This is a genomic window from Ktedonobacter racemifer DSM 44963 (assembly GCF_000178855.1).
GTDB lineage: Bacteria > Chloroflexota > Ktedonobacteria > Ktedonobacterales > Ktedonobacteraceae > Ktedonobacter > Ktedonobacter racemifer.
In genome coordinates this window covers 2,238,405-2,252,974 of record NZ_ADVG01000004.1, presented here as the reverse complement: position 1 = coordinate 2,252,974, position 14,570 = coordinate 2,238,405, and the positions used below count along the sequence as shown (strand labels likewise).

At 55.8% G+C, this 14,570-nt stretch carries 11 protein-coding genes and 1 pseudogene; 6 read left to right on the top strand and 6 right to left on the bottom strand.

The annotated features are described in order from the left end of the window. The first annotated feature begins 159 nt into the window (after nt 1-159). From KRAC_RS51575 to KRAC_RS64270, 3 genes are all read left to right on the top strand, one after another. Nucleotides 160-1,065 (top strand): aldo/keto reductase, encoded by a 906-nt coding sequence (locus KRAC_RS51575; protein ID WP_040447523.1) that lies wholly within the window; start codon nt 160-162, stop codon nt 1,063-1,065. A gap of 218 nt (nt 1,066-1,283) precedes the next feature. Beyond that, nucleotides 1,284-2,168: a nucleoside hydrolase gene (locus KRAC_RS51570; RefSeq protein WP_007920952.1), complete on the top strand. Its 885-nt coding sequence runs from the start codon at nt 1,284-1,286 to the stop codon at nt 2,166-2,168. Nucleotides 2,169-2,417: 249 nt separating this feature from the next. Continuing rightward, nucleotides 2,418-3,398 (top strand): CHAP domain-containing protein, encoded by a 981-nt coding sequence (locus tag KRAC_RS64270; RefSeq protein ID WP_007920951.1) that lies wholly within the window; start codon nt 2,418-2,420, stop codon nt 3,396-3,398. Nucleotides 3,399-3,491: 93 nt separating this feature from the next. Here the strand turns inward: KRAC_RS64270 and KRAC_RS51560 are convergent, their stop codons facing one another. Further along, nucleotides 3,492-4,067: a TetR/AcrR family transcriptional regulator gene (locus KRAC_RS51560; protein WP_007920950.1), complete on the bottom strand. Its 576-nt coding sequence runs from the start codon at nt 4,065-4,067 to the stop codon at nt 3,492-3,494. 172 nt (nt 4,068-4,239) lie between these two features. On the opposite strand from KRAC_RS51560, the gene KRAC_RS51555 reads away from it, so the two are divergent. Continuing rightward, nucleotides 4,240-5,601 (top strand): cytochrome P450, encoded by a 1,362-nt coding sequence (locus KRAC_RS51555; RefSeq protein WP_007920946.1) that lies wholly within the window; start codon nt 4,240-4,242, stop codon nt 5,599-5,601. 91 nt (nt 5,602-5,692) lie between these two features. Here KRAC_RS51555 and KRAC_RS51550 read toward each other — a convergent pair whose 3' ends face one another. Next, nucleotides 5,693-6,022 (bottom strand): DUF1622 domain-containing protein, encoded by a 330-nt coding sequence (locus KRAC_RS51550; RefSeq protein ID WP_007920944.1) that lies wholly within the window; start codon nt 6,020-6,022, stop codon nt 5,693-5,695. Further along, a complete protein-coding gene (locus KRAC_RS51545) occupies nt 6,019-6,450 on the bottom strand; it encodes a DUF1622 domain-containing protein (protein WP_007920942.1) in 432 nt (143 codons plus the stop codon). The genes KRAC_RS51550 and KRAC_RS51545 overlap by 4 nt, the downstream gene beginning before the upstream one ends. 459 nt (nt 6,451-6,909) lie before the next feature. Between KRAC_RS51545 and KRAC_RS51540 the strand changes: the two are divergent. Next, nucleotides 6,910-8,548 (top strand): annotated as a pseudogene (locus KRAC_RS51540) (nuclease/transposase family protein). 541 nt (nt 8,549-9,089) lie between these two features. Here KRAC_RS51540 and melA read toward each other — a convergent pair. From melA to KRAC_RS51525, 3 genes are all read right to left on the bottom strand, one after another. After that, nucleotides 9,090-10,406, bottom strand: coding sequence for an alpha-galactosidase (melA, locus tag KRAC_RS51535; protein ID WP_040447521.1), 1,317 nt, complete (start codon nt 10,404-10,406; stop codon nt 9,090-9,092). A gap of 123 nt (nt 10,407-10,529) precedes the next feature. After that, entirely contained in the window at nt 10,530-11,567 is a 1,038-nt protein-coding gene (locus KRAC_RS51530) for a LacI family DNA-binding transcriptional regulator (RefSeq protein ID WP_007920938.1), read from the bottom strand. 502 nt (nt 11,568-12,069) lie between these two features. Then, complete coding sequence (locus KRAC_RS51525) at nt 12,070-12,978, bottom strand: LLM class F420-dependent oxidoreductase (RefSeq protein WP_007920936.1); 909 nt, start codon at nt 12,976-12,978, stop codon at nt 12,070-12,072. Nucleotides 12,979-13,315: 337 nt separating this feature from the next. On the opposite strand from KRAC_RS51525, the gene KRAC_RS51520 reads away from it, so the two are divergent. After that, nucleotides 13,316-14,512, top strand: a complete 1,197-nt coding sequence (locus KRAC_RS51520; RefSeq protein ID WP_007920933.1) for an NAD(P)/FAD-dependent oxidoreductase — start codon at nt 13,316-13,318, stop codon at nt 14,510-14,512. The last annotated feature ends 58 nt before the right edge of the window (nt 14,513-14,570 follow it).

Here is a 14,570-nt window from a genome sequence, read left to right as displayed (position 1 = left end):
CATCAATACAAGGCCCATTCTTTATTGAGACATTCTGTTTCTATAAAGCGTGTAATCACCGGCAGGTCGCTAGGATCGATAGGATCGCGAATGATTGCGCTAATCATACATGCCTGCGCTTACAGCAGGTCCATCTTGAAAAATGAAAGAATACGAGCTATGAGTAGTAATGCAGCAGCCAGCGGGCAGTTCACAATTGGGGGGGACCTTACCGTCAACCGCCTGGGATTTGGCGCCATGCGTATCACAGGGGAAGGCATCTGGGGCGAACCCGCTGATCGTGAGGAGGCCCTGCGCACACTGAAACGGATTCCTGAGCTGGGCATAAACTTTATCGATACGGCAGATAGCTATGGCCCCGAGGTCAGCGAGAACCTGATTCATGAGGCGCTCTATCCTTATAAAGGTCTCGTGATCGCGACCAAAGGCGGCCTAACCCGGCATGGACCGGATATCTGGCCCCCGCTTGGGCGTCCCGAATATCTGCGCCAGTGTGTGCTGATGAGTATGAGACGCCTGGGTATCGAGCGCATCGATCTATGGCAACTCCACCGGATCGATCCCAAGGTCCCACGCGATGAGCAATTCGATGTGATCAAACAGATGCAGCAAGAAGGTCTGATCCGGCATGCAGGTCTTAGTGAGGTCAATACGGAGGAGATTCAGGCGGCTCAGAAGTTCTTCCAGGTCGTCACCGTACAGAACCTATATAACCTGGTAAACCGTCAGAGCGAAGAGGTCCTTGATTACTGCACACGCAACAATATCGGCTTTATCCCCTGGTTCCCCCTGGCATCGGGCAACCTGGCACAGGCTGGCTCACAGCTTGACGAGATCGCTCACAAACACAATACCACACCCAGTGGAATCGCGCTCGCATGGATCCTCAAGCGCAGCCCTGTGACGTTGCCTATTCCCGGTACCAGCCAGGTGAAGCACCTGGAGGAGAACGTGGCCGCGACGAGTGTCACTCTTAGTGACGACGAGTTCAAGGCACTCGACGAGCAAGGGAAGCGTGAGTGGCAAAACCAGGTGCAAAATCAAGTGCAAAATCAGGCAGGATAGAGATGAACCTGGTTCTACCACATCCGCCATTCAGCGCCTGGCTGCCAAGTAGCAGCTAGAAAGGACGTGGTAGAACCTTCTCTGTTTATCTAACCATCAATGCAAAGAAGGATTGCAGAGTACTCACTTGGCAAAAGGCTGAGCATGGCTTACAATAGCTTGTGTCCTCTCTATACCAGGGCACATACTATTCACAGCGAGGAGGCCTTCGCGCCGCAATGACTTCACAGCCTTCTACGAGCATAAAAATCCTGCTTGATACCGATATTGGCAGCGACATTGATGATGCTGTCTGCCTGGCCTATCTACTGGCTCAGCCCAGGTGCGATCTCCTGGGCATCACTACCGTGACTGGTGAGGCAAAGAAGCGCGCGAAGATGGCAAGCGCCCTCTGCACCATTGCAGGCCAGGATATTCCCATCTATCCTGGCGTGGAACAGCCCCTCCTCACCCCCATTCAACAACCGCTGTCCCCGCAGGCAGCCGCGCTCGACCGCTGGGCACATGCGCACGACTTCCCCCAGGGTGAGGCGATCACCTTTATGGAGCAAACCATCCGCTCTCATCCAGGCGAGGTTGTTCTGCTCGGCATTGGCCCAATGACCAATATCGCTCTGCTCTTTGCGACCTATCCCGATATCCCTCAACTCCTCAAGGGCCTGGTGCTGATGTGCGGACAGTTCGCTCCTTCTGGACGCGAATGGAACGCCCTCAATGATCCCTACGCGGCTGAAATCGTCTATCGCGCAGCTGTGCCCATCCACCGCTCTATTGGCCTGGATGTGACGATGCAGGTCCGTATGGCGGCCTCGGAGTTCCGCCAGCACTGCACGCATCCCCTGCTACGCCCGGTCCTGGATTTCGCGGAGGTCTGGTTCGAGCGCGCCGACATGGTGACCTTCCATGATCCCCTGGCGGCAGCGACCATTTTTGAGAGCGCGCTCTGCACCTTCTCACCTGGCACTGTCTCGGTCGAGATCAAGGATGAGGCTAAAACCGGGCAGACCTACTGGCAACCCGGTGGCGTTCGCGCACGCCACGAGGTCGCCCTCTCTGTCAATGCCGAACGCTTCCTCGAACACTACTTCCACGTCTTTCAATAGGATGATGGTGTTGGTGGGGTGCCTACGGCACCCCACCAACACCATCATCCTGCTGAAGATGCCCCTTGTGCAGTACATATTCTCCCCTAAAACAGCCTGATCTTCCTATTCCACTATATAGAACTTGACCAATATAAGGATTCTCAAGTACATTGGGGCATAAGGATACAGTGCGCTGATCTTACCTATCTACAATGACCAACTCCAAATTATTTGCAAAAAATTTCATGAAATTAAAGGACTTATGGCATGCCGATGATGGATCTCAACCCAGACAAGCCGGGAGGCCAGGGCCACACGCCTCTCCCAAAGAGTATGGGCCAATTCCCTTCAGAATCCGCCAGCTTCTCTCATAATCCTATTTCTGAGCATGAAATGCTCCCAAATGTAGCAGGTGCCGGGACCAATCCTCAACGCTTCAATCCCGTCACTGACCCAGGGGTAAACCCATTATTTTCTGCGCCTGAGCAGCCCAAAGCCACCCGTCAACTGGTGCCAGCATACAGAGAGACTAACGCCAGTGACAACAAGATGACGGTCCAGCGCGAGCCTGTGGTCATCAAGCCGGCTGGGATTAAGGGTGGGGTTCCCCGTCCACCCCAGGGACGCCGGATGGTCATTCAGATCGCGGTGGCCTCGCTCCTGCTCGTCATCCTGGCCGGCACATTGCTCGCGACCATTCCCCTGGGCTTCGCAAATGGGAATACAGGACTCAAAACTATTCTCTCCAGTAGTGGCCTCTATGATACGAAAAATGATAATTCCACTCTCTTAGCGCAGCAGGCCGCGACCGCAACCGCGGTGACGCAGGATGGCTTTGATGCCGGCAATCAGGCTTATGCCGGTGTCAACTCTGGACCCGCCCTCGGCGGCTCGGGCAATCGTTTCTTCCAGGGACAGTGTACCTACTGGGCGGCCTATCGCTTCCACCAGCTGCATGGCATATGGGTGCCCTGGCTTGGCAATGCCTGGGAATGGCTGGGACAGGCCCAGAGCTACGGCTGGAAAGTCTCCGCGCAACCAACAGTGGGCGCAATCGTTGTGCTCCAACCAGGTGTGCAGGGCGCGGGCGGCTACGGACACGTGGCGATCGTTGAATCGATTAACTCCAATGGAACGGTCCATACCAGCAACTATAACTGGTATATGGGTGGAGGCGGCTTTGGCGTGCTCTCCTACTGGGACTTCTCCTATCCTGGCTATCCCGGCATCGCCTTTATTACTAACTAAACATTACTCCCCTAAAAAGAGGTGTAGGAGCTCGGCTCTCACCTCTTTTTTATGCACGAACCAGGGGCGTCAAATAGGCCAGGAGCACCGCCTTCAACTCCTCAAGCAGCGTACACGCTCCTCCCCTTCAACTGCCATAGCCAGGGCCATCAAGGCCTGGAAAATAGCAACGCAGACATGAGCGCAACGCAGGCACTGCTCCTCATCCAGTTGGGGCGCGCGCACCGCGAGCAGGGCCACAATGCGCTCGATGACCTCCTGGCGCAGTTCCTGAGTCGCCTGCTCAACGTCAGAGAAAGACTGCGCACCAAAGAAGAGTGGGCGAAAACCAGCGTGCGCCTCCCGAAGCTTCGCCAGGCCCTGAATCAGGTGCTCTAGAAAGCTCGCCAGCGGTAGCTTATCCGCATCCACCGAGAGCGTTTGTGCGAAGAAGGCCCGCAACTCCTCGACATAACGCGCCACAATCGCGCGCAAGATGGCCTCTTTATTGGGGAAAAACTGGTAGAGCGAGCTAATTGACGTCTGCGCCCGCGCGGCTATCAGGTTCGTCGTCGCATCCCCATACCCTTTCTCTGAAAATACCTGTTCCGCCGCGTCCAGCAACTTATCGATTCGACGCTGCCCCCGCGCCTGCTGGGGCATACGACGAAGAGAGAGTTCCTTAGCCACGTGAGACCCTGCCTCCTAACGTCAATGTGTTCTATCCTCTTGACAACGTGAGTAAATGCTCATATTCTTAAGAGAGAAGAAGTGAGCTTCTACTCATATTTTAGCGCTCCTATTGTAGACCAGGTATGGGTAGCTTGTCTACGTTATAGGCAAGGAAAAGAGGACCGTTCTTATGCAGCAGTTCAACGCGCTTCCAGGCCCTAGGGGGCTTCCTCTCGTGGGCAATGCCCCTCAGCTTCAACGCAATCCACTCGCTTTTATGCGCTCTACGCATGCGCAGTATGGGCACCTTGTGCGCCTCTCCCTGGCTGGCACACCTGTCGTCTGCGCCTATGCGCCAGAGCATGTGCTCTACTGCCTGACAGAACATCCACGCGACTTTACCTCCCTTCAGAGCCAACAACGCAGCAATATGCGCGAGGTCCTGGGCGAGGGCTTGCTGACGACCGAGGGCGAGATCCATCGCCAGCAGCGTCGCCTGGTCCAGCCAGCCTTTCATCGCCAGCGCATCGATCAATATGCCGATGTGATGGTGCGCTATACCGAGCAGATGCTTGAGACCTGGCAACCGGGACAGGAGCTTGAGCTCGCCTCCGCCATGCAGCACCTGACCCTGCGTATCATCGTGCACACCCTTTTCAGTGTTGAAGAGCTCTCCCAGGCCAATCAGCTCAGCGAGGCCTTTACGGCGGTTATTGGGCGTCCGCCTCAGGGTCTGGGCAGGCCGCGCGTGCTCTCACGCTTCTCAGCCCAGACACGCGACTTCAATCGCGGCAAGAAGACATTGGACGACTTTGTGTACGGGCTTATTCAGCAGCGGCGCGCAACGGGTGGCGATAGGGGAGACATCCTCGATATGCTGCTCACTGCCCAGGAGGAGGGCCAGGGCATGAGCGATTCCCAGGTCCATGACCAGGTGATGACACTGGTGGCCGCAGGCCATGAGACGACCCAGAATAGCCTCTGCTGGACATTCTATCTTCTGGCTCAACACCCAGAGATTCGCCAGAAGCTCCTGCTGGAACTCCACACGGTACTCGTTGGACACACCCCAACCGTCGCCGACCTAGCACGCCTCCCCTACCTGGAATGGGTCATGAACGAATCCTGGCGCGTGCTACCTCCCGTCTGGCGCATGGGACGACGCGCCATCCACGACTTCACGCTCGGAGACTACCACCTGCCCGCAGGGACTATCGTCCTCTTGAGCCAGTGGGTCACCCATAACGACACGGAGATCTGGCACGATCCCCAGGAGTTCCGGCCCGAGCGCTGGGACCCTATCCAGGGCGAGAAGGTGCCACGCGGCGCCTACTTCCCCTTCGGCCTGGGACCACGCATCTGTATCGGCATGCCCTTCGCGCAGATGGAGACCAAACTCTTGCTGGCCACGATCCTGCAACGCTACACACCGGAACCTGTGCCAGACCACCCCATCGAACTGCTGCCGAGCGTCACCCTCCGCCCAAAGCATGGCATGCGCGTGACGCTCAATCCGACCAGTATCCAGGAGCAGATGATAAAAAGTGTGTAGGATCCATGCTGGCATGGACTCTTGCGCGCACCAGTTCAGGCTCAGCCGCCGGGAAAATCGCTGCGCTCGTAAGTCTATGCCAGCATAGACCCTACAGGTTATGAGGTTGCAGGTACTGTTGCAGATGGCTGCGTTCCCACGCGAACCAGCGTTTGAGCGCTGTCCGTAGCACAAAAATTGCTGCGAACATGGCTATCTGTCTCCATGACCGTAGCTCAATGGTTTTGAGCAGCGTTCCGGCCAGTTTAAAACTTAAGCCCGTAATGATGCCATCGGCCACTATCAGCCGCGCTACGGTCACCTGTCCGGTCTTGAAGAGAACCACAAGACTCTTAAGCAGATACGCGATGATGAGCAAAGCGCCAATAAACTCAATCATAGCTGCCCAGAGGCTAAACGTTACAAGATGGGTCAGGTTCATTGGGGCTTTCTCACCTCCGTTTTGAGCGGCACTGGCGGCTGTATATGAGTTGGCGGGCTGTGCCCCGGTGCTTGCGGATAACGTTGCGCTGCTCGATCTATTTCCTGCTGTAAGAAGTAGTTCAGGAGCGTACGTATCGTCGCGATGGCGGCGAGTTGACCAATTTCGGTCCAGGAAGGGGCAATGGCGGTACGCAGAATATCCGCACCCAATTCAAACTCCAGCGCCAGCGCCAACCAGCGGCCCAGTCCCAGGCGGATATACTCTGTGTATGGCTCCTGAACTCCTATCTGCTGGCCTGGTTTGTGTAAGATCAGGCGCAGAGCATGAAAGGTGGCTTGTAGAGCGGCAAAGGCAACAAGGAGACCAGCGATGGCCTCAACGCCTGAAGCAAGGTACCACGTCCAGATTTTAAACAGTTCTTCCATACACAAACACTACATTCTACAGTAGGCAAGGCAGCCCAGGCCTGCCTGCTACGCGCCTGGACTCCGTTTAGCCAAAGCCAGGAAAACAGGGCTGACTCTTCGATATTTACTGTGCGATCACCAGGTCGCTATAACTTACACGTTGACGGAAGACTCAGTAGTTCCAGATCTGGTAGGCGTTTGCGCATCTATAAAGCAATGTGAGGTATTTTACCGCCTTCAGCAACGGTTTGATATACAGCAAAGGTGATCAGATCATCCCTCTCCGCTGGGAGCACGTTACAGAGAACGCGGCGAGAAAGCCCCGGGGTCATTCATGCCGGGGACGAATCGCCGCCTCTGCTGGATGAGAGGAAAGAGAGCAGGGTCAGATACCTAGAACTTGCGTTCTTCCCGTTCCTCTGGTACAATAGACGTCAGTGGATCGAGATCACGTGTATGTTCGAAGAAGGGGCCACAATGCCGAAGAAGTGTCAGGGACAACACAAACAGAAGGAACAGCAGGAGAAGCGACCTGCGACCCCCACCTTTCTGCTGGAACTGCCCCTGGCCGTCGATGCAGAGCAAGCCGCCCGCCTGCGCGCTCATCTGGAAGCCGCTCGTCAGCTCTACAACGCCATCCTCTCCCAAGGACAACAGCGCCTGCGCCGCATGCGCGCTGACCCCGCCTGGCAAGAGGCCCGCGCCCTTCCTCGCACCCACAAAGCGGAACGAGCGGCAGCCTTCTCCGCCTTGCGCAAGGCGCATGGCTTCTCCGAAGCCGCCCTGCATGAAGCCGTCAAGGGGCTGCGCGTGGGCTGGATTGCCGCGCACATCGAGGCCGTGCTCGCCCAAACCCTGCCCACTCGCGCCTACCGCGCTCTCAACCGCGTCTGTCTGGGCAAGGGGAAACGGGTGCGTTTCAAGAGCCGAGGACGTGGCCTCTCCAGCATCGAGAATAAGCGCAACGATACCAGTCTCCGCTTTGTCCTGCAGCCCGCCTCTGAAGGCAACGCCGGCTATCTGCTCTGGAACGGAGACCAGTTGCCCGCCCTCATCAATTGGAAGGATGAGGTGGTGACCCATGGCTTGAGGCACCGCATCAAGTACGCTCGCCTCATCCAACGTCCCGCCAGCAGCCCCAGAGCGGCCGGAGCCGATGCACAGGGCTCTCGCTACGTCGTGCAGTTGGCCCTGGAGGGCAAGCCCCACCACAAACCCAAGCACACGATTGGCCAGGGCATCGTTGGGGCTGACCTGGGACCCTCGACCCTGGCGCTCGTTCCCCAGCAAGGGGAGGCGAGCTTGCAGGTGTTCTGCGCGGAACTGGCTCCTGATACCAAAGCCATTCGCCGTTTGCAGCGGCAGATGGATCGGCAGCGGCGAGCGGGCAATCCAGAGCACTACGACGAGAAGGGGCGCGTCAAGAAACAGGGGAAGAAGCGTCTGCCCTGGAAGAACAGCAAGCGCTACCAGGCGACCCGGCGGCGCAAGGCGACCAGAGAGCGCAAGCTGGCGGCGCACCGCAAGAGCCTGCACGGCCGCAAGGTGCACGAGGTGGTCGCGCTGGGCAGGACCATCATCCTCGAAAAGGTCTCCTACAAGGCATGGCAGAAACGTTTCGGCAAGAGCGTGGGACTGCGAGCACCAGGGATGTTTGTGGAACTCCTGAGACGCACCGTTGCAAGCACGGGCGGCACCCTGGTCGAGGTTCCCACACGCACGACGGCGCTGAGCCAATGGTGCCACGGCTGTGGCAGACGGGTCAAGAAGCCGCTTTCTCAGCGCTGGCATCACTGCGAATGCGGCGTAGGACCGGTGCAACGCGACCTGTATTCGGCCTTCCTTGCCGCCTATCTCGATCCAGCAGAACCCACTCCCTCGTGTGCCCGGTACCAAGCCGTATTGGGAGGGTGCGGAAGCGCGCCTGCGGGCAGCACACGAGCGTCTAGCACAACGCGCGAGAGAGGGGCAGTCCTTGCCCCGAAGCTTTGGCATCCCCAGAGCCGGAGCGCGTCTGTCCAAAAGTCCAGGGAAACCACCACAAGAGCCAGCTTTCCTGCATCAGTGGGAAGGACTGGAAGCGTGGAACGAATCCCTGGAACCCCCAGCGCTTTAGCGCGGGAAGCTTCAGGAGGCGTTTCAATCCAGATGCTACATGCTAAATATGGTCGAAAAGCTTCTCTTGATGAAGATACTCCCTCAAGTAGAAGGTACTCGGCTGGCTGTATTTCGTGCCACTCTGCCAGACGTTTTGTGCCCCAATCATAACGTTGGTAGCGTGCTATTTCATTGTGAGAGAGTGGTTCAAGCACTTGCTCAAGCAAACGAGGCCACCAGTTGAGCGGATTATCCCAACTTGCAAAATCATCAGTGTGAATAATTGGTGCGTTGCCTAATTTTTGTGACAACTGCTCAGCAAGCGAGCTTTTGCCAGCACCGCCTGGACCATCAAGGGCGATAATCTTTGTTGTCATACCATCTGGAGTCTGTGCAGTCTGAATTGCCTGTATGATGCTTATTTGTTTTTTCATAATTTTCCTTCTTGCTTGTTCCTGGTGTTACTGAACTAGAGGGAGGAAATATGTCGGGCCCCATTACCAATGTAAAAAAGCGTGTGACCGGTTCGCATCGCGAACCGGTCACACGCTTTTTTACATCTATTTCTCGAAGGGCTGAAGGTACTCTCTCTCTGCCTCCCACATCTCATCAAAGAGTTCGCTCAACTCAGCAGGAGAGCAGACAGCCGCGCTCAGTGGATCAAGCATCAGCGCATAGCGGGCCGCCTCCTTGTTCTTGCTGAGCAGGGCCTCACACATTAAGGAGTGAACGGCCATGTGGCTACGATTCAGAGCCGCAAGCTGCTCTGGCAGTGCACCAAAGTGGGTGGGCTGGACGCCATTGCGGTCGACGAGACACGCGACCTCGACACTGCCATCCGGCAGGTTATCAATGAGGCCAGTATTACGCACGTTTCCATAGATCACCTGGGGCCGGTTCAATGTCACGCCCTCAATGATGTATGAGCCATATTCATGGCTGCGATGGAAAGGTAGCTCGGCGCTACCATCAAGCATTTTCTGAATGCTTTCATCGTTCTTACGCCGCCACTCCGGCCAGTTGTTGGCATAGAAGCCGGTCTCGCCCAGATAGCCCGCGCGGCCATAGCGCTCAATCAGCTCTGGCCGCTTGCGGAAGTAGGGCACATACTCAGAGAAATGGCCGCTGCTCTCCGTGACAAAGGCGCCAAAGTAGCGCGTCATCTCGAAGCGCACGGGGTCCTTCTCATAGATCTCGCTCTGCTGAATGCGCTCCAGCAGCAGTGGATAAGCATCCTTCCCCTGGAAACGCAGCTCGGTAAACCAGGCATTATGGTTGATGCCCGCACACTTCCATTCCAGGTCCTCATATGGCACGTCCAAATAGTTCGCGAGCTGTTTGGAGCTTCCCTGCACACTATGGCAGAGACCCACTGTACGCATCGAAGTCGCCTTGAGAGCCGCGTAGGTCAGGATCGACATAGGATTGGTATAGTTCAAAACCCAGGCCTCGGGGCACAACTCTTCCGCGTCATGCAGAATATCCAACCAGGCGGGACCAGTGCGCAACGCTTTGAAGATGCCGCCGGGTCCGATGGTATCGCCGATGCACTGGTTGATCCCATACTTCATGGGAATATCGAAGTCATGGCGTACATTCGCCAGGCCTGCCACTTCAATCGTATTGACGATAAAATGGCTGCCGGGCAGCATTTCGCGCCGCTCGGTAGAGCTCTGCACACGCCAGTGCTTGCCACTCTGCGCCACCAGTTTCTCTGCGATATTGTGAGCCAGTTGCAGGCGCGTAGCATCGATATCAACTAGCGCAATCACACCCTCGTCCAGTCCCTCAATATGAAGAACATCTGTTATCAACTGACGCGCAAAAACGGCACTGCCCGCGCCAATAAAAGTAATCTTTGGTGAACGTATAGGCATAGTTGTTGCCATTTCCTTCCTTGGGAAAGCGTAGTGAATATTCATTGCCCCCACCTGGTACAAGAGCGGCCTCCCCACTCCGCTAAAGCGCACACGTGTGCGCAAATCACTAAAAAAGAGAGCCTAGACCGACGGGGCCGGACCCGTCGATTGGCGCGCAATGAGCTGGGTTGGCAGGACGAACGGAGCAAGATGTTGCTCGCCCTGAATCAAGCGCAACAGCAGTTGGATCGCGCTGCGTCCCATCGCGACGCGGTCCTGGCGCACCGTCGTCAAGCCAGGATCAATGTAGGACGCAAGCTCCAGGTCATCAAAACCGCTCAGGGAGACATCCCCTGGCACATGCAGGCCCCGCTCACGCAGCGCTCGCAAAATCCCGATGGCCATCAGATCACTCCCCGCGATTATCGCGGTAAAATCACGCCGCTCAGAGAGCAGCTGTGCTGCCGCTTCGTAGGCTTGCTGCATGTTCCAGCCCGACTGGCGTACCAGGCCGGGATCGAGGCTACGGCCCGCTGAGGCAAGAGCCTGTTGCGCACCAAAGAGACGCTCCATACCAAACATATTGCTCGACGGACCAACAAAGAAGGCCATACGCTTATGGCCCAACGCAAGCAGGTGTTCTGTAACCTGGCGCGCTCCGCTGACATGATCACCCTTTACATAGGTCGCGCCTGGTCCCTGACCCACAGCATCGATAAACACCGTTGGGATGTGAGCTTGAATCAGGGCTGGAATACGCGGGTCCGTGGAGCTAAGCGCTAGCATAACTGCACCTGCAACCTGCCGCGTTTGCAGCGCACGCACATAGCTCTCCGGAGTACGCCCCAGCGGACGCGAGGGCTGAAGCAGGTCATAACCGGCATTCGCCGCTTCCTCTTCGATATACTTCAGTACATCGAGGTAGAAGTAGTGCTTGGTTTCGCCCAGGCGCGAGAACGAAAGCCCTTCTTCTACGTGAAACAGACCTAACGCAATCGTACGTGAGCGCTGGCGCACCATACTCTGCGCCACCACGTTTGGTTCGTAGCCCAGCGAGGCCGCAGCCTCTAACACGCGCTGGCGCACCTCTTCACTGATACGACCCGACCCACTGAGCACGCGTGAGACCGTTGTTCGCGATACACCAGCCAGGCGCGCAACCTCATCACTGGTCACCATGCTCAACTCCTCCTGCTAATTGCGCACACGTGTGCATCGATATATGGCAATTATGTCTTTTTATAGGCCCGCTTGTCAAGGGATAAAAAGAAGGTATGCATGGGAAAATGGGCTCGAGCCCATTTTCCCATGCATACCTTCTTTTTATCAGACCGAACATAAGACCCCTATCTTGAGGCATGGGGATACAAGCGAGTCCTTTTGTGGCGGATAGGGTGGTTGGGAATATTCCCTCCTTGACACTTTCCACCCCTCATCCTATACTTAGAACACGTGTTTTGCACATACACAACGAAAAAGTGTTTCCCAGGTTGCAAGGGGAATTCGTGTCCTTGCGTAAAAATGCTTGCGTGCATGTGTCTCTGTGCCTCTCGAAAGGTCTTTAAGAGCCCACAAGCCGCCTTTCATCCAAGAGAGCAAACACGTTTTGGCTCGGACGGAGCCATCAGGAAGCTTTGGCTTGCTGAGAAGCCCCACGGCTTTAGCTGTGGGGAGTCGTCACCTAGCGACCCGCGACCTGGATCGTCTCTACCACTGGCACGATATCGTTCGCCAGGATCTCGAAGGCTTCGGGTTCATGCACATTGGCCAGGCTGAAGATGGCGTGATCAATGCCCAACTCGGCCAGTTTGCCAAATTGGTCGATGGCGGCCTGGGGACTCAGTGTACCATCGCGTCCATCTTTAGTAAGCGCCATCTGGTCGAGCGTTGTTTTCTCAATCTGCTCATAGGGGCGATTAAGGTTGGCACAATGCTCGCGCAGCACATTCAGCTTATGCTTGAGCGCCTCATCTCCCATGCGCGCGAAGAAGTTGCAGGCATCGCCGTATTGGGCGATCATACGTAGGGTCTTCTTCTCGCCAGTCCCGCCGATCAAGATGGGTGGATGTGGCTTCTGCACCGACTGCGGCGAGTTCAGCGGACGCGTAAGCTGATTATATTTGCCTTCAAAGGGTCTCTGATCGCCCGCCCACATCTGGTGCGCAATCTGCAACGTCTCTTCCAGGCGCTCAAAACGCTCCTTCAACGGTGGGAAGGGGACGCCTAGGCCCAGGTGCTCCTCTTCGTTCCAGGCCGCGCCAATGCCTAAATAGGCACGTCCCTGAGAGAGAACATCCAGGGTCGTCGCAGTCTTCACCAGAATGCCAGGATACCTGTAGGTGACACCAGTCACCATCGTTCCAAGCTTGATCCGCTTGGTGCGTCCAGCCGCGAAGGCCAGGGCGCTCCAGCCCTCTAGCATTTCGTTCTCTGCCGGGCCAACGAAACCAATCTGGAAAAAGTGGTCCATGACCCAGAAGCTATAAAGGCCCGCCGCGTCAGCGCGCTCCGCGATCTGACCAAAGGTCGCACCAAGCTCACTCTGCTCATTGGGCCATGTAAAATTAGGAACCTGTAAACCCAGGCGCATGTTATCTTCTCCTTAGTTTTATGCGTAACGCTTCCGACTCTTCTTGTGAAGAATCCTCAGCGCCGTAGGTGGCCAGCTATTTTGTATGGGTAGCTACAACCTTCATAATGAATGATATAACTATACTCGGTGCGCAAGCAAAGCGCACTGGCAAAATCAACAGCATTAAACTGGGAAAAATAGGCTGCCTGTATACCTGTTTATTTCTACAGGTAAGCCCTCATAATTCACTATAATGAAACGCCTAGGTAATGTATACAGTAATGTATACATAGGAGGACGCTTAGCATTTTGTTATGAATTCATGCTCGGAAGAAAGGTTGGCAGGAGCGGGGAAATGGTATACGATGCGATCATTATTGGCGCTCGTTGCGCAGGATCATCCATTGCCCTTTTGCTAGCACGCAAAGGGTATCGCGTTCTGCTGCTCGATAAAGCCAGATTTCCCAGCGACACCCTTTCCAGCCATTTTATCCATCCACGTGGACTCGTCTATCTTCAACGTTGGGGAGTTCTGGACACGTTACTTGCTACTGGCTGTCCTCAAGTACATGGGATCTCTCTAGACACGGGACGCTTCACTCTCTCTTCGACAGTTCTGCCTTTAGAGGGCATTAACTTTGGCCTCGCTCCTCGTAGATACGTTCTTGACACATTGCTGACCCAAAAGGCGATTGAGGCGGGTGCTGAGCTACGCGAGGCGTTCAGAGTCCAGGACGTGACAAGAAATGGAACACGCGTCACTGGCATAAAGGGTCATACAACTACAGGCACATCGGCGGTCGAAAAGGCCTCACTTGTCATTGGAGCAGATGGTCTGCACTCCCTGATTGCACGCGCGGTCGAGGCGCCAACCTACTATAGGTATCCAGCATTAACATGCATCTATTATGCTTATTGGAGTGGGCTAAAGGCAGATGAAACCTCTCTCCACTCGCGCCCCCAGTGCGTATTTTTGTCCTTCCCCACTCATGAGGGACTTGTACTCATAAGCGTTACCTGGCCGCGTCACCGTTTCCCCGAGGTGCGCTCCGACATTAAGAAACACTTTCTTGAGGCGCTGGCGCTCGCCCCCGCTTTTGCGGCATGCGTCCGCCAGGGAAAACAAGAGCAACGCTTTATGGGTACTGGTGATACAACCAACTTCTTCAAAAAGCCCTATGGTCCGGGCTGGGCATTATTGGGAGATGCTGGCTATCATAAAGATCCACTTCTCGGGCATGGCATAGCCGATGCCTTTGCAGACGCAGAACGGCTGACCCAGGCCATTGACAGCAGCTTTACAGGTCAACAACCTCTAGAAGAGGCTTTAGCTGGGTATGAGCAGCAACGCAATAGAGAGGCCCTTCCCCTCTATGAGCTAACCGTTCAACTCGCAACCCTGAATCTCACATCCGAGATACAACAGGTACAGGAGGCATTACAGGGAAATCCAGAGGCAACTCAGCTCTTCTTCGCGGTCCTGGAAGGCACTATTCCTGCTGCAACCTTCTTCGCGCCCGAACACATCCGGGCTATTCTTACCAGGGCATAAACGAATTTGAGCAGGCCTGAAATAGTTAGCTAGCGTCACACCAAGCACACCAGTGTCC